General features: G+C 60.3%; 22 protein-coding genes and 1 pseudogene. 5 read left to right on the top strand and 18 right to left on the bottom strand.

Annotation, left to right across the window (positions count from 1 at the left end):
* Nucleotides 1-12 precede the first annotated feature (12 nt).
* From QYQ99_RS01005 to QYQ99_RS01065, 13 genes and pseudogenes are all read right to left on the bottom strand, one after another.
* On the bottom strand, nucleotides 13-954 hold the full coding sequence (locus QYQ99_RS01005; RefSeq protein ID WP_302091026.1) for an acetaldehyde dehydrogenase (acetylating): 942 nt from the start codon (nucleotides 952-954) through the stop codon (nucleotides 13-15).
* 111 nt (nucleotides 955-1,065) lie between these two features.
* Nucleotides 1,066-1,830: a 2-keto-4-pentenoate hydratase gene (locus QYQ99_RS01010; RefSeq protein WP_302091027.1), complete on the bottom strand. Its 765-nt coding sequence runs from the start codon at nucleotides 1,828-1,830 to the stop codon at nucleotides 1,066-1,068.
* Entirely contained in the window at nucleotides 1,827-2,639 is an 813-nt protein-coding gene (gene mhpD / locus QYQ99_RS01015) for a 2-keto-4-pentenoate hydratase (RefSeq protein WP_302091028.1), read from the bottom strand. Before mhpD ends, QYQ99_RS01010 begins: the two co-directional genes overlap by 4 nt.
* 11 nt (nucleotides 2,640-2,650) lie before the next feature.
* Nucleotides 2,651-3,085: a RidA family protein gene (locus QYQ99_RS01020; RefSeq protein WP_302091029.1), complete on the bottom strand. Its 435-nt coding sequence runs from the start codon at nucleotides 3,083-3,085 to the stop codon at nucleotides 2,651-2,653.
* Between the two features lie 19 nt (nucleotides 3,086-3,104).
* Complete coding sequence (locus QYQ99_RS01025; protein WP_302091030.1) at nucleotides 3,105-4,565, bottom strand: 2-hydroxymuconic semialdehyde dehydrogenase; 1,461 nt, start codon at nucleotides 4,563-4,565, stop codon at nucleotides 3,105-3,107.
* A 44-nt stretch (nucleotides 4,566-4,609) separates the two neighbouring features.
* Nucleotides 4,610-5,422 (bottom strand): tRNA U-34 5-methylaminomethyl-2-thiouridine biosynthesis protein, encoded by an 813-nt coding sequence (locus QYQ99_RS01030; RefSeq protein ID WP_302091031.1) that lies wholly within the window; start codon nucleotides 5,420-5,422, stop codon nucleotides 4,610-4,612.
* A 30-nt stretch (nucleotides 5,423-5,452) separates the two neighbouring features.
* The gene (locus QYQ99_RS01035; protein WP_302091032.1) at nucleotides 5,453-6,376 is read right to left on the bottom strand and encodes a tRNA U-34 5-methylaminomethyl-2-thiouridine biosynthesis protein; all 924 of its coding nucleotides are present in this window, start codon (nucleotides 6,374-6,376) and stop codon (nucleotides 5,453-5,455) included.
* An 11-nt stretch (nucleotides 6,377-6,387) separates the two neighbouring features.
* On the bottom strand, nucleotides 6,388-6,789 hold the full coding sequence (locus QYQ99_RS01040; RefSeq protein WP_302091033.1) for a RidA family protein: 402 nt from the start codon (nucleotides 6,787-6,789) through the stop codon (nucleotides 6,388-6,390).
* Between the two features lie 269 nt (nucleotides 6,790-7,058).
* Nucleotides 7,059-7,478 (bottom strand): annotated as a pseudogene (locus QYQ99_RS01045) (transposase); the annotation flags it as partial.
* Complete coding sequence (locus tag QYQ99_RS01050) at nucleotides 7,421-8,392, bottom strand: IS481 family transposase (protein ID WP_302091034.1); 972 nt, start codon at nucleotides 8,390-8,392, stop codon at nucleotides 7,421-7,423. The pseudogene QYQ99_RS01045 and the gene QYQ99_RS01050, both read right to left, overlap by 58 nt.
* Before the next feature lie 152 nt (nucleotides 8,393-8,544).
* On the bottom strand, nucleotides 8,545-9,024 hold the full coding sequence (locus tag QYQ99_RS01055; protein ID WP_302091035.1) for a hypothetical protein: 480 nt from the start codon (nucleotides 9,022-9,024) through the stop codon (nucleotides 8,545-8,547).
* A 181-nt stretch (nucleotides 9,025-9,205) separates the two neighbouring features.
* Entirely contained in the window at nucleotides 9,206-9,415 is a 210-nt protein-coding gene (locus tag QYQ99_RS01060; RefSeq protein WP_302091036.1) for a DDE-type integrase/transposase/recombinase, read from the bottom strand.
* A 504-nt stretch (nucleotides 9,416-9,919) separates the two neighbouring features.
* Nucleotides 9,920-10,786 carry a hypothetical protein gene (locus QYQ99_RS01065; RefSeq protein ID WP_302091037.1) on the bottom strand — a complete coding sequence of 289 codons (867 nt, stop codon included), beginning with the start codon at nucleotides 10,784-10,786 and terminating at the stop codon, nucleotides 9,920-9,922.
* An 898-nt stretch (nucleotides 10,787-11,684) separates the two neighbouring features.
* Between QYQ99_RS01065 and QYQ99_RS01070 the strand changes: the two genes are divergently transcribed.
* From QYQ99_RS01070 to QYQ99_RS01080, 3 genes are all read left to right on the top strand, one after another.
* Nucleotides 11,685-12,011 (top strand): winged helix-turn-helix domain-containing protein, encoded by a 327-nt coding sequence (locus tag QYQ99_RS01070; RefSeq protein ID WP_302091038.1) that lies wholly within the window; start codon nucleotides 11,685-11,687, stop codon nucleotides 12,009-12,011.
* A gap of 319 nt (nucleotides 12,012-12,330) precedes the next feature.
* The gene (locus QYQ99_RS01075; RefSeq protein ID WP_302091039.1) at nucleotides 12,331-12,615 is read left to right on the top strand and encodes a hypothetical protein; all 285 of its coding nucleotides are present in this window, start codon (nucleotides 12,331-12,333) and stop codon (nucleotides 12,613-12,615) included.
* A gap of 168 nt (nucleotides 12,616-12,783) precedes the next feature.
* Complete coding sequence (locus tag QYQ99_RS01080) at nucleotides 12,784-13,665, top strand: nitroreductase family protein (protein WP_302091040.1); 882 nt, start codon at nucleotides 12,784-12,786, stop codon at nucleotides 13,663-13,665.
* Between the two features lie 100 nt (nucleotides 13,666-13,765).
* Here QYQ99_RS01080 and modB read toward each other — a convergent pair whose 3' ends face one another.
* Both modB and modA read right to left on the bottom strand, forming a co-directional pair.
* Nucleotides 13,766-14,395, bottom strand: a complete 630-nt coding sequence (gene modB, locus QYQ99_RS01085; RefSeq protein WP_302091041.1) for a molybdate ABC transporter permease subunit — start codon at nucleotides 14,393-14,395, stop codon at nucleotides 13,766-13,768.
* Between the two features lie 68 nt (nucleotides 14,396-14,463).
* Nucleotides 14,464-15,267, bottom strand: coding sequence for a molybdate ABC transporter substrate-binding protein (modA, locus tag QYQ99_RS01090; RefSeq protein WP_302091042.1), 804 nt, complete (start codon nucleotides 15,265-15,267; stop codon nucleotides 14,464-14,466).
* A gap of 88 nt (nucleotides 15,268-15,355) precedes the next feature.
* Between modA and tsaA the strand changes: the two genes are divergently transcribed.
* Nucleotides 15,356-15,838 (top strand): tRNA (N6-threonylcarbamoyladenosine(37)-N6)-methyltransferase TrmO, encoded by a 483-nt coding sequence (gene tsaA / locus QYQ99_RS01095; RefSeq protein ID WP_302091043.1) that lies wholly within the window; start codon nucleotides 15,356-15,358, stop codon nucleotides 15,836-15,838.
* Nucleotides 15,839-16,364: 526 nt separating this feature from the next.
* On the opposite strand, the gene QYQ99_RS01100 is transcribed toward tsaA, so the two are convergent.
* Nucleotides 16,365-18,053: a long-chain fatty acid--CoA ligase gene (locus QYQ99_RS01100; protein WP_302091044.1), complete on the bottom strand. Its 1,689-nt coding sequence runs from the start codon at nucleotides 18,051-18,053 to the stop codon at nucleotides 16,365-16,367.
* Nucleotides 18,054-18,236: 183 nt separating this feature from the next.
* On the opposite strand from QYQ99_RS01100, the gene QYQ99_RS01105 reads away from it, so the two are divergent.
* Nucleotides 18,237-18,749, top strand: a complete 513-nt coding sequence (locus QYQ99_RS01105) for a pyridoxamine 5'-phosphate oxidase (protein WP_302091045.1) — start codon at nucleotides 18,237-18,239, stop codon at nucleotides 18,747-18,749.
* Here QYQ99_RS01105 and QYQ99_RS01110 read toward each other — a convergent pair.
* Complete coding sequence (locus QYQ99_RS01110) at nucleotides 18,746-19,279, bottom strand: hypothetical protein (RefSeq protein WP_302091046.1); 534 nt, start codon at nucleotides 19,277-19,279, stop codon at nucleotides 18,746-18,748. The genes QYQ99_RS01105 and QYQ99_RS01110 overlap by 4 nt on opposite strands.
* Before the next feature lie 78 nt (nucleotides 19,280-19,357).
* Complete coding sequence (locus QYQ99_RS01115; protein ID WP_302091047.1) at nucleotides 19,358-20,758, bottom strand: MBL fold metallo-hydrolase RNA specificity domain-containing protein; 1,401 nt, start codon at nucleotides 20,756-20,758, stop codon at nucleotides 19,358-19,360.
* Nucleotides 20,759-20,803: the final 45 nt, after the last annotated feature.

The following is a 20,803-nucleotide window of genomic DNA, read 5'->3' on the forward strand; positions in this document are numbered from 1 at the left end:
GCTGTTTCCTTTTCAGGCATTCGCGGCCTTGGCGGCCAGGCGTTCTGCCATCTGCTCGGCCGTGCGCAGGCCTGCGCTGGTCATGATGTCGAGGTTCCCGGCGTAGGCCGGCAGGTAGTGCGCAGCGCCCTCCACTTCAAGGAGGACGGTGGTCTTCAGGCCAGACATGCGACCCACGCCCGGCACGTTCAGGTCGGACACGTGGTCGAATTGCACGGCCTGCTTGAGCCGGTAGCCCGGCACGTAGCACTGCACGTCCGCAGCCATGCGCGCGATCGACTCAGCGATGGCGGCTTCGTCCGTCGCATCGCTCAGTGTGTAGACGGTGTCACGCATGATCAGCGGTGGCTCTGCCGGGTTCAGCACGATCACGGCCTTGCCCTTTGTTGCGCCGCCGACCGCCTCGATGGCCTTGGAGGTGGTCTCGGTGAACTCGTCGATGTTGGCTCGCGTGCCTGGTCCGGCGCTCTTGCTGGCGATGGACGCCACGATCTCGCCGTAGTGCACCTTGGTCACGCGCGAGACCGCCGCTACCATGGGGATCGTCGCCTGCCCGCCGCAGGTCACCATGTTCACGTTCTGCGCGCCCAGGTGCTGCTCGCCGTTGACTACCGGCACGCAGTACGGTCCGATGGCGGCCGGCGTGAGGTCGATCATGCGGATGCCGGGCTTGTGCTTGCGCAGCAGCGCATCGTTATGCACGTGGGCACCAGCACTGGTTGCGTCGAAGACGAAGTCGATGTCCTTGAAGACGGGCAGCCGGGTCAGGCCCTCGGCGCCTTCGTGCGTGGTAGCCACGCCCAGGCGGGCAGCGCGGGCCAGGCCGTCGGATGCCGGATCGATGCCCACCATGGCGCCCATCTCGATGTGTCGGCCGTGCCGCATGATCTTGATCATCAGGTCGGTGCCGATGTTGCCGCTGCCGATGATGGCAGCCTTGAATTTCCGGGTCATTGAGAACTCCAAAGTCGGTTGCTGCGCTGCACACGCACAGCGCAGCGCCGCCACGACCAGGCCCGTAGGCCTGGTCTGGAACGGGAAGAGACACTGGGAGAGGCTCTGGCCTCAGACCATCTGGAAGCCGACGCTGCCCAGACCCTGCATGCGCAGAGAGATGTGCTGGCCGGGGTGGATCCACTCCGCAGGCGTGGCACCGCCGGCCAGCACGATCCAGCCGGCCTGCAGAGGTTCGCCGGCCGCCGCGGCAACCCGCGCAGCAGCCACGAGCGAGCGCAGCGGGTCGCCTAGCAGTGCCGCCGTTGAGCCGATCTGGACTGCGCGGCCGTCGATGCACATCACCAGGCCGAGGTTGCTGAAATCCTGGTCAGGCGCGTGCCACCCTCCCACCACGAAGCCGCTGGACGAGGCGTTGTCCGCAATGACCTCGGGCAGCGTGAACTTGAAGTCCCTGTAGCGCGAATCGATGATCTCCAGCGCTGGTGCGATGGCCTCGACTGCGGCAAGCGCCTCAACGCCGGCCACTTTGCCACCCAGCGGCTTCTTGAGCAGGAAGGCCAGCTCGGGCTCTACCCGCGGGTGCACAAAGCGCGATCGCGGCACATCCGTTCCCTCTTCGAAGTACATGGCGTCAGTCAGGCGCCCCCAGATCACGTCCGACAGACCCATCTGGACCATCTTGGCCCGGCTGGTGAAGCCCATCTTGACGCCGACGCGGCGCTCGCCCCGGGCGAGCCGGCGCGCAATGGAGGCGCTCTGGATACCGTAGGCATCAGCCAGGCTCAGCTTGCTCTCCTTGTCGAACTGCGGCACCTCGAGGGCAAGGCGCGCCGCATCGTCCAGTTTGGTGATGACGTCGTCGTATCCGCTCATGCCGCTGCTCCTGAAAGTTCCTCTTGGGCTTGGAATTCGGTGCGAACGCTGCCCACGCCATGGATATGGCATTCGAAGACATCGCCCGACTTTACGGGGACCATAGGCCCCAGCGCGCCGGACAGCACCAGTTCACCGGCGCGTAGCGGCGTGCCCAAGCGGGCCATCGTGCGCGCGAGCCACACCACCGCGTTGAGCGGGTGTCCCAGGCAGGCTGCGCCCGCGCCAGTGGACACGGGCTCGCCGCGCCGTGTGAGGCACATGCCGGCCAGGCCGAGATTGAGCCCGCGCACGGACATCGGCGTTGAGCCCAGCACGTAGACACCGCTGGAGGCGTTGTCTGCAACCGTGTCGACGAACTTGATGTTCCAGTTCGCGATGCGACTGCCCACGACTTCCAGCGCGGGCACCACGTAGTCCACCGCTTGCATCACCTCCTGGTGGCTGGGGTTGAACATGTCCAGGTTACGGCCCAGAACGAAGGCGATCTCCGCTTCGACCTTGGGTTGTTGCAGGACTGCCCACGGGATGCTCTCGCCATCGCCGTAGGACATGTCGTCAAACAGCGCGCCGAAGTCAGGCTGACTGACGCCGAGCTGGCGTTGCACGACCAATGAGGTGAGGCCAATCTTGCGGCCCACTACGCGGCGGCCCTCGCCTACCCGCTGTGCGGTATAGAGCGCCTGGATGGCATACGCATCCTGCTCGTTCATGCCGGCATAGGTTTCGCGCAGCGGAGCGATGGTCTCTCCGCTGGCCAGGGCCTGGCGCAGCGCGGCAGCGGCTTGTTGGTGTTGTTCAGGGGTCATGTGGATGTGTCTTAGGCAGAGGCTAGGGGCTTGTAGGCCACAGCCTTGATCTCGATGCGCAACAAGGGGTGCGGGAGCTGGTGCACCGCCACCGTAGTCCTGGCCGGCCCGCTGTAGTCGAAGTATTCGGCGTAGACCTCGTTGTAGCTCTGGAAGTCGCCCATATCGACGAGGTAGGAGGAGATTTCGACGATGTCGCTCAAGTCTGCACCCACGCTTTGCAGGATGGCTCGGATGTTGTCGATGACAGCTCGCGTCTGCTCTCGGATGTCGGCCTGCAGGACGCCCATGGCATCAACCTTGGCGCCCGCGAAGCTGTTGTCCTGCCTACGCGAGCTGGTGCCCGAGACGAACAGGAAGTCGCCCGCCCGCTTGACGTGTGGGAATTTGCCACGGGGCGCGGCACGCCCCGCGACGACAGTTGAAGAGGTGTTGGTGGTACTCATGCTTGTTGTTCTGCGCGGATTACGACGCGTCCAGGTAGATGCAGACGTTGGTCAGTTCGGAGTAGAAGTTCAGCGAATGCATGCCGCCCTCGCGGCCTACGCCCGACAGGCCACTGCCGCCGAACGGCGTACGCAGGTCGCGCAGGAACCAGGCGTTGACCCAGGCCACGCCAACATTCATCGACTGCGCCACTCGGTGGGCCTTGTTCACGTTGCTGGTCCAGATCGAGGCGGCCAAACCGTAAGGCGTGGCATTGGCGCGCTGGATAACCTCGGCTTCCGAGTCGAAGGGCGTTACGTGCCCGATTGGCCCGAAAATCTCTTCACGCACACAGCGTGCGTCGTCCGCCAATCCGGCAATCAACGTCGGCTCGACCCAGCTGCCGTTGTCCAGATGGCTGCCAAAGCGCGGCGTTCCGCCGCCAACTATGAACTCTGCACCTTCCTCACGTGCCAGCGCGTAGTAAGAAAGCACCTTGTCGCGATGGCCTGCAGAAATGAGCGGGCCCATATCGGTCGTTGGATCGGTCGGGTCGCCGAGCTTTAGCATACGGGCACGCTCAGCGAGCGCATTGACGAAGCGGTCGTAGATCGGTCTCTCGACGAAGATACGCTCGGAGCACAAGCACACTTGGCCACTATTGAGAAACACGGCACGCGCCATGCCGTCGACGGTCTTCTCGAAGTCGCAGTCCGCGAAGATGATTGCGGCGTTCTTGCCGCCGAGCTCGAACGAGACTGGCTTCACGCCCTCTGCAGCGGCGTGCATGATGGCCGTGCCGGTCTTGGACTCGCCCGTGAACGTGATGGCGTTCACGCGCGGGTGCTTGGTGATGAATTCGCCCGCGGAGTTGGGGCCATAGCCATGCACGAGATTGAAGACGCCATTGGGCAGGCCCACGGTCTGCATCACCTCGGCGAGCAGCGTGGCAGTGCCTGGCGTCTCTTCAGAGGGCTTGGCGACCACGGCATTGCCGCAGGCCAGTGCGGGCGCGATCTTCCAGGTGAACAGCAGCAGCGGCAGATTCCACGGTGAAATGATGCCGATCACTCCCAGAGGCTTGCGTACCGCGTAGTTCAGGGCTTGCGCTCCGCCGTGCAGGTCGGTGCGGTAGGTCTCCAGCGGCGCCGTCTTCAGGATGTCGGCAAAGGTCCGGAAGTTGGCCGCACCGCGCGGGATGTCCAACTTGGACGCCAGAGATACGGGCTTGCCCGTGTCGCTGACTTCCGCGTCGAGGAAGTCGGCGGCGCGTCGGTCGATCTCGTCGGCAATGCGATAGAGCATGTCCGCGCGGTCGGCGACCGACGTTGCGCCCCAGCTCTGCACCGCGCGATGACCTGCCTGCATGGCATCGTCGACCATGCCCTTTGTGGCCTCATGGATGTCTGCGAAGCGCTGGCCGTTCGCAGGGTTGATCCCCGCGAAACGCTTCTCGCTTTCGACGAACCGGCCATCAATAAAATTTCTATACTGCTTCAACGCGTGTGCTCCTTGAGTCAATTGACGGGCCTGCCAAGCAGGCCTTACTGAACGGTGAATTCCACGACCGCGCCGCCGCTGCCGTAGAGAGGGGCGTACTCGTGGACGGTGGCCGACTTGAAGCCGCCGTTCATGGCACCAAGCAGCCAGTAAAAGTGCTTGAAGCCCATATCCGCGCGCGCTTCGCCGGCGTACTTCGGCAGCACCTCGCGCAGGCCTGCGACATCGCCGCTTTCCATAAGTGCCAGAACGCGGCGGTTCCACTTGTCGTCGCCTTCGGACAGAACGTGGTCCTCTTTCAGGTCGATGGTTTCGCGGAACATGTTGTTCGACAAGCCGCCGATGCCGACCACGGCCACCCGCTTGCCCTGCGCGGCCGCCAGCGCGATGCCCCCCAGTGACTCGGTCTGCGCCGCGTTGTGGTACAGGTTGTTGGCGGCCATAACGACAGGCAACTGGCCGGTGCCGAAGTTCATCAGCGACGCGGCCGTGATGGTTCCGGTGTCAATCGGGAACTGGTCGTAGTCCACGCCGCGGGCACGGATTCCGGCCGCGTTACAGCCTTCGATGCAGCTCTGAGCCAGCACGGTATCCGACACGATGTCGAAGTTCTGTTCGCCGAACTCATGCCAGTTCTCGTCCACGTGCAGGCCGGTGCTGCGCCTGCGTGTCACCCACAGTTGGTCCAATACCGCGAACCATTGCGTCGAGTAAACGAGGACGCAGTCGGGCTTCGATTCGGCGAGCGACTTGCCCGCCAGCGCAAGCGCTTCGCTCAACCGTCCCCAAGGGGCAACGTCCGGACGAAGCTGCGGCAGAGGACTGCCGGGCACAAGGAATGCAGATACAACGGTCACTTTGTAGCTCCAATGGGTTTCGGGGTGAGGTCAGACCGGTTGCGCTTCGGCGCCGATGGACGAGAGGCCGGCTTCTTCGAGGTTCCACTCGATCACAGCGTTGCCGGTGCCGATGACGGTCCCATAGCCGTGCAGCTTGCCCGCCAATTCCGGGTAGCCCATGGCGGCGTGCATCCAGGTGAAGGCGCCGGATTTCGTCTCCGCGAACGCCTCGTCGATGAACTGCGGCATGAGTTGGAAGACTTCCCTCATCCGGCCCTGGCGCATGAGCTCAATCATGCGGATGTCCCACTTGTAGCCGTCGTAGCGCTCGGGATGTTCCTTGGACATATCCTCGGGCAGTGCGGGCTCTTCATGAAAGTGCCAGTGCGACAGCGTGTTGCTGGCCAGCAAGATGGCCTTGCGGCCGGTCTTCCGGATGGCCTCGCGGGTGGCGCGGCCCAGGATGTCCATCTCGCCCAAGCCTTCGCCCGTGCTCAGGTAATACGGCGTGTTGTTAGCAGAGATGCCGACCACCGGAATGTCCCACTGCGGGCGAATCATGTGCAGTGTGGTGATGGTCCCGTAGTCCACGCGGAACTTCGGGTTGCGCATCATCTTGCTGACGATGCCCAGCTTGTTGGCTTCTTCGCAGCAGGCCTCGGCCAACTCGACGTCCACGTTCAAGCCGAAGTCGTAGCGGAACAGGTTCGGGAAGATCGGATCGACCGACCGGCCTTCCAGGCGCGGCACACCCAGGAAGTGGTGGCCGACCTGCGTGATCCAGTGCGGGGTGTGTACAAGCAGCACGTCGGGCTTGAGACGCTCGATGCTTTCGCGGGCGTGGTCGTACGCCCAGCGCAACGGCTCCCACCCACCTTCGGAACGCGGTTCGTTCTGCGGCGGGTTCTCGCCGTAGACGAGATGCGGCGGATGGGGCGCCAGCAAGCCGGAAAGAATTCTTCCTTCGCTCATTTTGCTTCCTCTCAAGTTGACAACTGAAACTCGATTTCCACCGCAGCACCCAGCGGGAGGGACTTCACGACCGTGAAGGTTCTTGCAGGTGGAGCGAGTTCTGCGAAGAACTCTCTCCATGCCTTGTTCATGCCATCGGCCGAGCCTTCGCCAGCGCAAAAAACTCGCGCCAGCACAAGCCGATCAAGACGCCATGCCTGCTCGGCGCAGAGTGCCTGCAGATTTCGCAGGATCTGAAGTGTCTGCTCGTGAGCACTATCACTGACTAGGACGCCTGTATTTGCGTCAAGTCCAACCAGCCCCGAGACGTACACATCACTACCCACCTGTACCGCTGGTGAGTAACGAAACTTAGGCTCAGGAAGAGAAGCCGAAACCTCGATCCGCCTAAGAGTTGGAGATAAGGAAGTCATGTCACACCCACTGTATTGGTGAAAATTTGAAGCTCTTTTTATGACGTGCACGTACTATATTAGTATGACAAGTCAGCCGAAGTCCAAGTACTTACCCCAATTCTTCCGTGTAAATCAAACCTATTGCTTGGCTGCAGCACCTGATTTATATGCTGAACACGTACTATATTTATGGAAAATGGCAAGCGCAACGGAGACGTCGGAAGAGCTTGTTGTTGTGGCGCTGCGCCATAAATCAGCCGCAAGCCAGACTTCCCCCCCAAACGTGGCTATGCCACAGCCACCGTCTGTGGGCAGCCCAATCCAGTAAATCGATTGAGGATGGCGGCTCGGATGTGCCGCTCGTTAACCTGCCTCTCAAACGTGCGTGACATCACCCGTTCGCCCAACCGTTTGATGCAGTGCATCTTGGTCTCCACTAGGTCACGTCGGAGGTAACCACTCCAGTTTTTCCAGAGCTTGCGCCAGAAGGCATCGCCTTTGCGTAGCCTGGCATTCTTTCTTAGAGGAATGATGGGCGTGGCATTGCGCCGTATGACCGCCGCATGCGCGGGCTGGGTGTCGTAGACCCCATCGCCGATTACGGTCAGCAGCGGTTGTTGGGCGGGAACCTGCGCGAGCAACTCAGGCATCACGGCAGTGTCACTGGGATTGCTGGATATGACACAAATAGCTCGTACCTGAAGCGACTTGGATCTTTTTCCCGCGCCTCGAACATCGCACGGAATGGTGTCTTCCACCTGAGCGCTTTCAAGTGCTTGCCGAAGTTGTAGCTTTGAACAAATGCTTGGACATGCTCCCGTAGCTGCTCCAGGCCCTCGTACTCATACGCCTTGATCGTGGATTCCTTGATGGTCCAGTTCATGCGCTCGACCATGCCGTTAGTCCAAGGGTGGTACGGCTTGGTATGTCGTTTCTCGATTCCATTGAACTTGCAGATGCGTTCAAAGATGTGACCGATGCATGTGTCGGTGACGCCGCCTCTGAAGCGTTCTTGACCTGTGAAGGCCATGCCGTTGTCCGTCAGAACGGTAGGTATGCGGTACGGGAAGGCCACAAGCACCTGCCGAAGGAACTGCGCTGCATTGGCTTTCGTGACCCTGTCAAAGAACGCAACGTGCGTGAATTTTGTGACGCGGTCGATAGCGACAAACATGTGCTGTTTGCCGCTGAAGATCTTCATTTCGGCGCTGTCGATGTGCACGAAGCCCAGTGTCGTTTCTTCAAACTTTCCATGCCTTCGTGGCACCTGCATTGCTGGCTGTCGACTGATGCCGTGACGCTGCAGGCAACGATGCAAGGCGCTGCGGCTGAGCTTGGGCGCCGTCTCCAGGAGCTGCCCCATGAGATCGTCCAGCGTCAGATACCCTTGCTTGCGCAGCGTAATGGCCAAGTGTTCTTGCTCTTGGGAAAGATGCTGGCTTGCTCTGTCCCGAGGACCCATGGGCTCATCGAGCACCGATGTGCGCGCACGCCACTTGGCCACGGTCTTGGGGTTGAGGCCATAGAGCTTGGCCAAGGACCGATGGGAGCCGGTGGCCAGCAGGCGTTCTGCGCGGATACGCGGCGTTGTGCGGGCGCTGCCATGCAGGCGGATTGCCATAGTGCTTTCTCCTGTTCTGAGTTGAAGAATGCACCATGACTTCCTGGGACCGTACATCTAAAGCGATGCTTGGAAGTCTGCACCTGGCCGGGAGTGCAGGCTCTGGACGACCCCGAGCCGACCTGCGCAGAGTTTGGACTCACTGAACTCGTTCAGAGACCACTGAAGCCAACGACCCCCTTTGTCCAAACGACTTTCCCGTCAGCGTCTACTTCCCAGAAAACTTGGACATGAGTGCGGTACGCTAGAGAACCTTTTCCCTTCTGGTTGAAGGAGGCATGGCGGACGAACGGGTCAATATCACAGGCACCATGAAAGCTAAAGCCTTGCTTCAAAAGAAAGTTTTTCAGTGCTTCTTCGGTCGCCCCTGGAGGAAACGCTTCGAGCAGGCGTTGATTGAGTTCCGGTGAAATGGCTAGTTTGCGAGTGCTCGAAACCTCGTCTGCCTTACGTACAGGGCAAGCGGAAGAGTAACCACTGCCTGCACTAACCCCACGAAGAATGGCAGGAAGTTCCTCGTTTGCATTGGAACAGGCAGACACAATAAAGGCACCAGCCAAGAGTACAGCAGACTGAAGGCTCCTGGATAACATCACGGTTAGGAAGCTAGAAGCCAGTTTGCACGTATCCATTAGATTGCATGCCTGTTTGGCGCTGAATTTTCGGAGAACCTAATACTGCGGGCTAGAAGAAATTTCAGCAACACAGGATAGAAAGGGTCCCGCTAACCCAACTCCGAAAGACTGGTAATGGCCGAACGCAGCCAGTCACCGTCTGCAAACTGGTCAATCGCAACCGGCACAGGTTGTCAACTCAACCGGAATACGCACCGATAAACTCAGGCCCGGTGTCCAGGCGAATGGACGGCGGCACCCCGCGGATCTCGGCAAGCTCTTCCAATGCCCGCACCACTCGGGGCGCAGGCAAGCTGGTATCAATCTCGATGCACAGGCACTCTCGGCTGAACTCGTCAATGACGTTGAAGGTTCTTAAGCGTCGGCTTGACCACAGGGCGTCGGACATGAAGTCACAGCTCCAGCCCTGATTCGGCTTGTGGGCTGCCCCAACGGCTGCTTGATGCGCTGAGGCAAACGCTTCTTGCCCCGTCTGGGCAGGTTCAGCTTTAGCTGGCAGTACACACGCCAAAGCACGGTCTTGCCCCAGGGCTGTTCTTGATAGCGGGCGCTGGCGTCAAGCAGTCCAAACCCGTGACGAGGATTCAATGCCACGTATCTTTGGATGAAGTCCATCACCCCTGAGTCGTCACAGGCCACAGGTGCTTATCGCAGCGATGATCGAGCCAAGCCCACAGTTTGGCAAGCTCTGCGCTGGCTTAGGCGATGCTCGGCTATGAGCGCATGCACGATGGACTGCCGACGCTCCGGGGTTAGAGCTTTCGCTCTGCACCATCCTTCAGGGCATGGTGCACGAGCGCCCAATCGGCATACATGCGCTTGAGCTTGGCGTTCTCTTGCTGCAGTTGCCGCCTCTGGGAGTGGCGCGACGATTCGCGGAGGCTTCACTGACCTACCGGGGCGCCGCCTTGATCGCCGTATTCAGGGTAGTCCACAGCTCCTTGGTGACGGGCACCATGTCCTGCCTGAAGTACCACCAGAAGTGACCGCCCACGTAATTCGGAGTAGTGATCTTCATCGTGTAATAGCGGCTCAGGTACTCGGCCTTCTTGGTTTTTCGTGAGGTACCCACTTCCCCGAACCCGATCTTGGAATTGGGAAACATCACGCGCAACTTGTCGAACACCTGTTGCCAGTTGGGCTTGAGTCCATTGCAGTCATCCTCATAGTAGGAAATCCAGACGTAATCCAGACCTTGCTTCATGTAGGCAGGGACATTGGCTTCGGCCCACTTGAACATTTCATTGGAGGGTTGAGACCAGCAGCCTTGGTTGTAGTAGAGCGTGAGCGCGGCCGTCTTGTTCTGCGCTTTCACGATGCTGTAGGCGTTGGTCATCTTCGCCACCACATCGGCATTGGCGCCCAGCCACTCGCCGTTGACCTCGTTGGCTACTTCCCAAATATCCACTACATCCGACAACGCATTGAGGTATTGATTAGTCCGTTGTATGTATCCATCAACGCTGTACTGCTTGACGTAGTACGAGTCCAATATCTCACCCATCACATAGGACACTTTGGAGATTTCCACTGCTGGCTTACGGTAATAGTCCGGGTTGACGAACTCATCGAAGACGATACGCGTGGTAGGCCGGTAGGCCAGCGACGATAGGCTGCGCGTGATGTCGCTAAGCCGACTCACATCGTCCACGGTGACGCCGTAGATGGGAGTCGGGACTATGCGGCCCGAGGGCACGTTGGTCTGAGCCGATGCGACGGAGCACAGCGAGGCAATGCACAATGGGATAAACGCTTTCATGCGGTCTCCCCCAATGAATGGTTCAATGATTTTTTCACTTGGATCAATATGAATCGAGGCATGGCAACGGTAGGGTGTGACTGCTTTTAGCTGGCAGCACTGGCTTAGACCGGCCCTCTGTTGACTCTCGATAATCAGCTAAAGGGGGCGACTCTAGTCCATGAATTTTGGCTAAAAGTAGCCAAAAGAAACGAGACACGCTCGATGAGCAAGCGCACACATCGAGCTCACGGCCACTCGGTCCTTGTTGATGTGCTCAATGCTTTGCGGCAGCTACCAGTCAATGAGTTGATTGCTAGAGTTGACTTGATGTTTGGGTCACGTGGGTGAGCCCTGAACATGAAGCGTTACGCTTGTTGCCCGCGATATGAGTCATTTTCAAAATGAGCGTATCTAGGGAAGTGTCATCGTGCGGTTGCCAGTCGGCTGAGATGAAAGGAGCTATATGTGGCCGCTTGTCCTTCACTTCGCAGTCCGCTTTAGGCCGATCTGCGACTGTCGCTGAACGACCCGCTGCCGTCTATGGCTACGGACATGTCGACAACCGCTTTGCGGCGGTCCACAAAATTGCAGTTCTGACGCGTGAGCTTGCTTTGGGGCCAATAGCGGCCGCTCACATCAAAAAATCGGTGACACCGAAGAGCTAAGTAGCACGCAGGAGGGAGTACCGGCGTTCTTCTAGGAAAAACTGTCTCGAGTAAACATGGCAGCTCAGATATGGCTGCTTCGGCATTAAAGCCAAAGCTCTCGCCATAATTCAGGATGTGCCGGGGTGGATTCCCGCGCTGCCAGGGTGCCTGACACTGCATCCTCCTTCATTTCACGTCTACCGATTCCTATCCGCATGTCCGCTACAACTTCCGACTCCAATCCTGCTGCACCGGCAGTGAAGCTTCGCATGCGCGTCATGACAGGTGACATCATTGCCATCGGCCCGGGGAAAATTGAACTACTGGAGGCCATCAACGAAACGAAATCCATTGCAGCTGCTGCAAAGTCCCTGGGCATGTCCTATCGACGGGCCTGGTTGCTTGTCGATGGAATCAATCATGCGTTGAATGCTCCGGCAGTGATCACCTCAACCGGGGGCTCTCATGGCGGCGGTACAGCACTCACGGAAACAGGGCATGTGGTCGTCGCACTGTATCGACGTATAGAGCAAGAGGCACTCAAAGCATGCCAGTCCGATCTGGACAAGCTGGTCGCCCTGGTCCAGAGCAGCTAGGCAGGCATCTGACAGACGCGCTGATTTGCAGGTATCCCGCTCGGCCATGGAAGTGCATGCCAAAGTAGCACTTTGCACCCTGGACCTCATGACCGGGAGCAATGTATGCGCCTTCACCGCGGGCGCTCAATACATCCAGTCGGGTTCGTTGTTGGCTGCGGCAGAGCTTCCAAGCCTCTGTCGGGAGACTACCCAACCCATCGTAATATATACTCGAATATAACGAGAGATGGCCTGATGGACCTCATCTACTGACGCGCATGGACTGCTGCTTCAGGCTGCTCAGTCCTCCCCAACGCTTACGAAAATCGAGATCTATATGGGAAGCGAAAAGCTTAGTGTCGAAGAGCGGCTGCAAGTGCTGGAGATTCTGCTGGATGAGTCGATATGGGGGCTGCACCTCGAGCAGCCAGAGCACCGCAAGGCCATCGCGTCTGCGCTCTATACCCGCATTGCAGTGGCCAATCTGCACCAGGCTTATCCACCCAGCGTGACCGCCGCCTTGTATGAGCAGGCAGATGCGCTGTGCGAGCTGGACAACACGCCCGCCCCCCTCAAGCCCATGTTGCGCCCCCTGATCCGATATTCGGGGACCGGAGACTGAAAACAAGCCCGGCCTTGGAACATTTAGGCCAGTTGGCAAAGCTTGGCTGGGCGAGAACCTGTGAGCACATGGCGCATGCGGGTGACCCCAATCACCGTCCATCGGCGCGTTCTAACAAACAATGCCTTGTTGGCGCTGCGCAGCAATCACGTTGAATAGAGGGCTTTAGTGAAGCAAGATCACCTTTCCTACCTGCTAGCCCTCCACCAGGAGCAGGACTGGGTAGCCGCAGCAGTCGAGTGCAAGGTCTCTCAAGCACAGCTGAGCAAGGCCGTTGCCGATATGGAGCGCGAATACGGCTGCTCACTGGTAGAAGCCGGGGCAGCGTTTCGCGGGTTCACGGCAGAAGGCGAAAAGGTCGTGGCCTGGGCCCAGAGCTTGTCCGATGCGGTTGCCACACTCAAGCATGTGTTTGCCGCCTCGAACCGCAGAAAGGCCATTTCACCTCTGCTGGAGCGACGCTCTGTATCACCGAAACGACTGGAAGCGCCGGGACCAGATAGCCAAGAAATTGATCTGATGATCGAGGCGGCGTTAAGTGCTCCAGATCACGGTGGTCTGCGTCCATGGCGTGTGCTTGTGTTCACTGCCGACTCGCGCGCGATCCTGGCAGATCTGTTCGAGCAGGAGAAACTGCGCCGCGACCCTCTCGCTTCCCGTGAAGACGTCAAACGTGCGCGCGAGCATGCCACGCGCAGTCCTGTCTTGCTGGCTTTCATCGTGTCGCCTCAGCTGCGCATGCGAGTGCCGGAGCGCGAGCAATGGCTGGCAGCCGGCTGCGCCCTAGGCAACTTCATGAATGCCGCGCACCAACTCGGCTTCGGTGCCATCATGCTCAGCGGCGAGCGCTGTTTCGATGCCTTGTTGTGTGCTGAGCTGGGGCTTGACCCCACAGAGTCTCTGGCTGGATTCATCAGCCTCGGCAGCATAAAGACCGCAGCCGAGCCGCGCAAGCCGACCATGCTCAATGCCGTCAGAGCCTTTTGGCAACCTGGCAGCAGCCCTGAGTCATCTGGCTCGGCGGCCAGTAGCTCACGCAGCGCAGCATAAAGGCCCGTTGAGCTGGCTGCGGCCGGGTCCCGAGGTGCGCGGTGGATCACCTGAGCCGCATGGCTAGGCCCGCACTGCACGCCGAGAACCGAGAAAATTCTCACGTTTTTTTCGCGACCGGTCTTTCAAGCTTCCGAAGTAGAAAGAATGCCAATGCTGCAACTCCAGTCAGCACCAGAGCCAGCGCATTCGCGCAATCTGTCTCTGACCCCAGCACATGGTTGTAAACAGCCAGCGACAGCGTCTCGGTGCGCCCACTGATATTGCCACCCAACATCAGCGAGATGCCTACTTCCCCCATCGCGCGGCCAACGGCCAACACCAGTCCGGCCAGAATACCAAGCCTGGCCTGCGGCAACTCGACCTTCATAAACACCTGCCAAGGTCTTGCGCCCAGCGTCGCTGCCACCTCCCGCAATGACTCATCGATTTCAGCAAACGCGGCCTGGGACGGTTTAACCATCAGCGGAAGGCCTGCAGCCACCGCAGCAATCACCAGGCCGGTTTCGCTGAACACCCAATGCGGCCTCCATTCCAGAGGTAACCAAGCCAGCAACCAGCCCTCGCGCCCCAACAACAGCAGCAGTGCATAGCCAATGACAATAGGCGGGAAGACCAGCGGCAAGGTCACGAGCGCGTCGAGCAAGGCCTTGCCACGAAATGCGCAGCGAGCCAAAGCCCAGGCAATGGGCACTCCAAGCGCCAGTTGCAGCAACACGCTCCAGCCCATAACCTGCAGTGTCAGTGGGATGGAGGTCCAGGCACAGGTCTCAGCGAGCAAAACAGCCGGGCAGAGGTTTAAAGACCATTGGCGGTCATGATGCGCCGCGCGGTGTCACCTTGCATAAAGGCCTGAAAGCGACTTTGTGCCTCGGTGAGGGCGCGATCCCTGACTGTGCCAAGCGATATCTCAATCGGGTTGTAGCAGCTCTGTGGCAATTCGAGCACGGAGCCTGCGCGCCCGGCAATCGCCAGCGCCTCGGTCTTGTTCACGAACCCCGCATCCACTTCGCCCGAGGTGATGTAGCTACCAACTTGAGGCACACCTTCAACCTCGAGCAACTTGGGAGCCAGCGCATCGGCGAGGTGAAGTCGCTTCACGCACTCATCGGCCGCTCTGCCAAATACGGTCCGCGTGCGATGAGGAATTGCGACGCGCGTGAAGGCCATGTTTTTGAGCTCGTCAAGGCTACTCAAGGATTTGCCTTTGCTTGAGACAAGAACCAGCCGACCTGTACCGAGCCGGTCAAAGTTGCTGAATAGTCCGGTCGGCTCCAGCAGACTCTTGTCACCGATCAAAAAAACGACTTCCCGATTCTGCCTAGCCTGGGTCTCGATCTGTTTGATGTGGCCGAATGCAGCCTGCGCTTCAACACCCGTTTCTTTGCGAAATGCCTCGATTAGTTCGAGCACCGGTTTGCGGTAGCCGCCCATGGCGGCAACAAGCACTGACTCTGCGGCTCTGACGGGCGTGGCGAGCAGCAGCGTGACCATGCCCGCCAGTCCCAGCAGATTGCGGGCAAAGAGGCGCCGTGAGGAACGCCGCGCTCGATATTGATTCAAATTGGCAGTGCTCTCGTGGTGATTAACAGCATTCAACATTCAGATCCTCTGCAGAGGCCAGCGCTGGCATGCAGCGTATCGTTATATTCCTTGGAATATAACACTCTAAAATATTGAGCCGCAGCTTATGACAGACACCATCACACTACGCCCCATTGGCATCATTCATAGCCCTTTTCAAAGTACCCAGGGAATGCCGATACAGACTGTGGCAGCAGCCGACGTTGAAGGTGAGTTGGAGGTCTTCGAAGAGTTCGCCCCAGGACTGCGTGATATCGAAGGCTTTGAGTTCCTCATCCTGATCACCCATCTGCACCAGGCGGTGGAGAAGCTGGAAGTCGTGCCGTTTATGGATACGGTGAGCCACGGCGTATTTGCGACCCGTGCTCCAGCGCGGCCCAACCGGCTTGGTCTGTCCATTGTGCAACTGGTGCAGGTCAAGGGACGCATATTGTGCTTTCGCGGCAACGACATGCTGGACAGTACGCCTGTACTCGACATCAAGCCTTATGTACCCCAGCTGGATGTACGCAGCACGGAGCAAGTCGGCTGGTTTGACCACGGGCTGCAACGTCTGCCCGGCGCAGTCTCGGATGACCGGATGTCCTGACTCGCCTCGAGCGATCCATATTTTCACTGGCCGCTGAGGCGTTTGGTAAATGACTCCGCATAGGCCTGGGAGTGAAAACGCAGCACCCACGCTCTGACCGCATCTTCGGAACAGCGCTCGAGGCCCGCAATGAGGTAGAACCACCCGTTCGTCGCCAGGAAAACTGCTTTGACCCGCATGGATCCAGTGATCCTTGATTGCCCTTGCAAGAGCTCTGCTGAATGGCCGATCCTGGTGGTACAGCGATCACTCAGGACACGAAAAGTCCAATGACCGCCAATGACGGCAGCTGTGCCAGTTATCCAAAACCGGATGACTGCAGCCAGCCTGAGGCTGCCTGTCGGGCAATGGTGCCGACCTGCCGCTCTTGGCCGGTCTCAGCCATTGACCAAGACCAGGCAGCAGTCATTAACGAAGTAAGGACAGGCCAATACATTGGCCTATAGAAACATAGAATCAAGCACAAAGCACGCTATGCCGCAAATCTACGCGGAAGCTGCTCTCCGCCATTCCTCCTCTTTGCATTTCAGGCTACGACTTCCTGCTCCTGCAGCATTCGCCACATCACCTTGCCGCTGCCGCTCTTGGGCAAAGCCGTCACGAACTGCACCAGACGCGGCGCTTTGTAGACCGCCATATTGTCATGGCACCACTGGATGATCTGCTCTGCCGTCGTAGCCTCATGGCCAGCACGCAGCACGACCACGGCCTTGACGGTCTCGCCGCGATAGGCATCCTTGGCGGAGATCACGCAGGCCTCCTGAATCCCGGGATGGCGGAACATCAGGGATTCCACCTCGGCCGGCCATACCTTGAAGCCGCTGGCATTGATCATGCGCTTGAGCCGGTCGGTGATGAAGAAGTAGCCATCCTCATCCACGCGCCCCAGGTCTCCGGTGCGGAAAAAGCGCTTGCCATCAAGCTCCATAAAGCTTTGCTCGGTCGCCTCGGGGCGTTGCCAGTAGCCTTCAAAAACCTCGGGGCCGTTGACCACGATCTCGCCCTGCTCTCCCTGGGGCACTTCCTCCAGCGTGTCGGGGCTGATCACGCGCGCATCGGTACTCATGAAGGGAATGCCCAGGCATTGCTGCTTGGGATGATCGGGCGGATTGCTGTGCGAGGGTGCTGCGGTTTCGGTCAGGCCATAGCCTTCGCAAAAGCGCAGCCCGTACTGCTCCAGCAGTCGCTGGGCCACGGCCTGGGGCATGGCGGCGCCGCCGCCGCCGATGTATTTGAGGCTGGAGAGGTCGAAAGACGCAAAGTTGGGGCTGGCCAGCAGATCGATCACCATGGTCGGGATATTGGTCCAGTTGGTGACCTGATAGTGCGAGATCAGGCGCCCGGCCAGTTCACGCTCCCAGCGCGGCATGATGATCAGCGTCGCCCCCATGTAAATGGCACTGTGCAGCACGGACACCATGCCCGTGATGTGAAACATGGGCACGACAGCGAGCACCACGTTCTCGCTGGTTCCCGTGCCCCACATCGCGCCGGAGATGGCGTTGTGGTTGATGCTGCGGTGCAGGTGCATGCAGCCCTTGGGCTGGCCCGTGGTACCGCTGGTATAGGGCAGAACGGCCAGATCGTCACGGCCCGCAGTATGCGGGGGCGGCAGCTCGCTGCAGGCCAGCGCCTGCGTCCAGGCATGCACCTGGCCATGGCTCAACTGTGCGGGCTCGCGCTCGCCGAGCAGCCAGTTGCGCCAGGCTTCGGGAGGTGCATCCGGCCCCTGTACATCGGCATCAAAGCCGTCGGTGAACCGTGTCACCAGCAAGTGCTGCAGCGCCTCGGAAGGTTCCAGTGCATTGCTGGCCTTGGCCAGCTCCGGCGCCAGATCGGCCGTGGTGATGGCCACCTTGGCGCCCGAATCCGTGATGTAGTGCCTGAGTTCCTCCGCCGTATTCATGGGGTTGACCGGCACAACTACCGCATTGGCTCGAAAGATGGCGTAATGCGCCAGCACCAACTGCGAGCTGTTTTGCATCAGCACGATGACGCGGTCGCCTTTTTTCACGCCCAGGCCATGCAGATAGGCGGCCATGCGCTCCGTACCCTCGCACAGCTGCTTATAGGTCGTGGTGCGACCCAGAAACACCAGCGCGGCCTTGTCCGGGTAGCGCCTGGCATTGACAGCCAGGTTCTCCCAGACGCTGGTTGCAGGAACGGTGATGGAATGTGGCAGCCGATTGGGCCAAAACTTATGGTGAGCGGGCATGAGTCAGACAATCAGAGAAAGCGTATATATAGTCCGGGTGGACTAATCAGTTCCCAAGACTAGGCCTGCTGCCTCGGCCCGGCATCCGGGATGCCCCCAACAGCCGGTCACTCAGGTGACGCCTGGTGCGGCCTGCCGCGGCTCGCGCTGGTCCGGCTCCGCGCCCTGGCTTACCATACGCAAATGCCTCATGAATCACGCCTGCAGCAGTCGCTGCGCCAGCTACTCGCCAGCCAGCGCACCGCCGCCCTGGCCGTACAGCCGCAGGCAGGCTCTTCAGCGCCCGGATATCTTCCGGCCCCGGGCCTGTCTCTGGTGCCATGGGCCTGGAGTGGCGAATTCAGCTGCCTGGTACTGCATGTCAGTGCGCTGGCCAGCCACACACTGGCCATGGAGCTGCATCCCGCCGTCAGCCTGCTGATGAGCAGGCCAGAGTCCGCTGGCGAAGCCGTGCATGCGCTGGAGCGCATCAGCATCCAGGGCGTGGCATCCACTGCGCCACGCGACAGCGGCCTATGGCAAGGCGCCCGGGCCAGCTATCTGGAGCGCTTTCCCGAAGCCGAGCCCATGACAGTGCTGGGCGACTTTCGCTTTGTCTGCATCACACCGCAAGGCGGCAGGCATGTCGCCGGCTTCGGCGCGGCGCGCGATGTGGACGAACACGATCTGATAGCCGCGCTCAACCCGGCTGCCTAGTCTTTGCGGGCCCGGCCCGGCCTGGTTTGGCCCGGCCTGGTCTGGCCAACTTGAGCCTGGTGCACATGCTCGGCAATCAGGCACATGCAAGCCAGCGGCTGGCCCTGCACCAGGGCCTGAACATGGTCCTGCCAGATCTGCCCCTGCTGCTCCACGCTTGCGTCCAGAAAGCACTGCAGCATCTGATGCGGATCTGCACAGGCCTGATAGTGGTAGGGATCGCGCCGCAGGCAAGCCGCGCGCAGATGCAGGCCGAACGCCTCCCACGTCACCGCACGGCCTTGCAGGCGCTGCCACTGATGCAGCAGCTCATGGGCGAAGACGCCTGCCACCACAGGGTGGGCAAGCCGCAGCGGCCGATGCGGGTCAGCATGCTCAAAAAAGCTGCGCGGCAGATAGATCCGCCCGCCGCCCAGGGACAGCGCGCGCCTGGTATCGCCCAGACGCCGCACATGCAGACGCATGCCGGGCAGCAGTTCATCCAGCGCAGTGCCGAAAAGCCGCTGCACGAATCCGGCCTCGACCGGCATCAGGCATCGCCGCCAGAACATCATGCAACAGGCCGCGCGCCAGGAGGATTCCGCATCTCGGAGACTTCCCGGCACACTCTAGAACTCGAAGACCTGGCCCGGCTGCGGAAGCTGCACCGAGAAATGCAGGCGCTCGTGCAGCAGCGTGGCCAAGGCCAGGGAGGCATGCGGCTCCCCATGCACCACAAAGGTCTGCTGCGGCGGACGGGTGAAAGCGGCCGCCCAGTCCAGCAGAGCTTGCTGGTCGGCATGGGCCGAAAAGCCGCCCAGAGTATGAATGCCGGCACGGACCTCGACTTCATCTCCAAGCAGGCGCACCTGCCTGGCACCGTCGACCAGCCTGCGACCCAGCGACCCTTCGGCCTGAAAGCCGCAGATCACCACCGCACACTCGGGCCTGGACAGGTTGTTCTTCAGATGATGCAACACCCGTCCCGCATCGCACATGCCGCTGGCCGAGATGATGACCGCGCCGCTCCTGATGCGGTTGAGCTTGATGGAGTCCTCCACATCGCTGACGAAATGAATGTGCGGCGACTCCTCGAGTCTTCTGACGCTGCCCAGCAACTGCCTGGCCTCCTCGTCGAACACGCTGAAGTGCCGCAGCGTGATGTCCGTAGCCGCCACCGCCATCGGCGAATCCACAAAAATCTCGACCGGCGGCAGGCGCTGCTGCTGGATCAGCTGCAGAAAGTGATAGAGCAGCTCCTGCGTGCGCCCCACGGCAAATGCCGGGATGACCACATTGCCATGGGGAGCCGTGCGCGTCACCACATCGACCAGTTCCTCCAGGGTATCGCCCGTGCTCTTGTGCAGCCGGTCGCCATAGGTGGACTCGATGAGCAGCAGATCGGCGTCCGTGATCGGCGTGGGATCGCGCAAAATCACCCGCCCCGGCTGGCCCAGATCGCCGCTGGCCACCAGCTTTCGCGTGCCTCCCAGGCCGTCTGCCAGCCACAGCTCCACAATGGCCGAGCCCAGAATATGCCCGGCATCCTGAAAACGCACGGTCACCGCAGGATGGGGCTCGAAGCTGTGGCCATAAGGCATGGCCTGGACCTGCTCCAGCGTGCTCGCCACATGGGCCAGCGAATACAGCGGCACGGTCAGCTCGCGCTCGCGCACCTTGCCCTCACGCTGACGCCGCGCCGCACGCTCGGCGTCCACCATCTGGATATGGGCACTGTCCTTGAGCAAAACCTCGAGCAGGTCCTTGGTGGCCAGCGTGGCATAGATTACCCCCTTGAAGCCCCGGGCCACGAGCTTGGGCAGCAGACCGCTGTGGTCGATATGCGCGTGGGTCAGAACGACGAAATCCAGACTTGCGGGGTCAAACGCAAAAGCTTGCTGATTGTGCTCGTCGGCCTCGCGCCCCCCCTGGGCCATGCCGCAATCGATCAGAAAGCGGCAGCCATGGGCCTGAACCAGAAAGCAGGAGCCCGTGACCGACTGCGCCGCACCGTGAAAAGTGATGTTCATGAAGCATCCATTGACGATCCACATGGACCGCCAATGAATCTAGCA

Origin of the sequence: Comamonas testosteroni (assembly GCF_030505195.1) — a bacterium.
GTDB lineage: Bacteria > Pseudomonadota > Gammaproteobacteria > Burkholderiales > Burkholderiaceae_C > Comamonas > Comamonas testosteroni_G.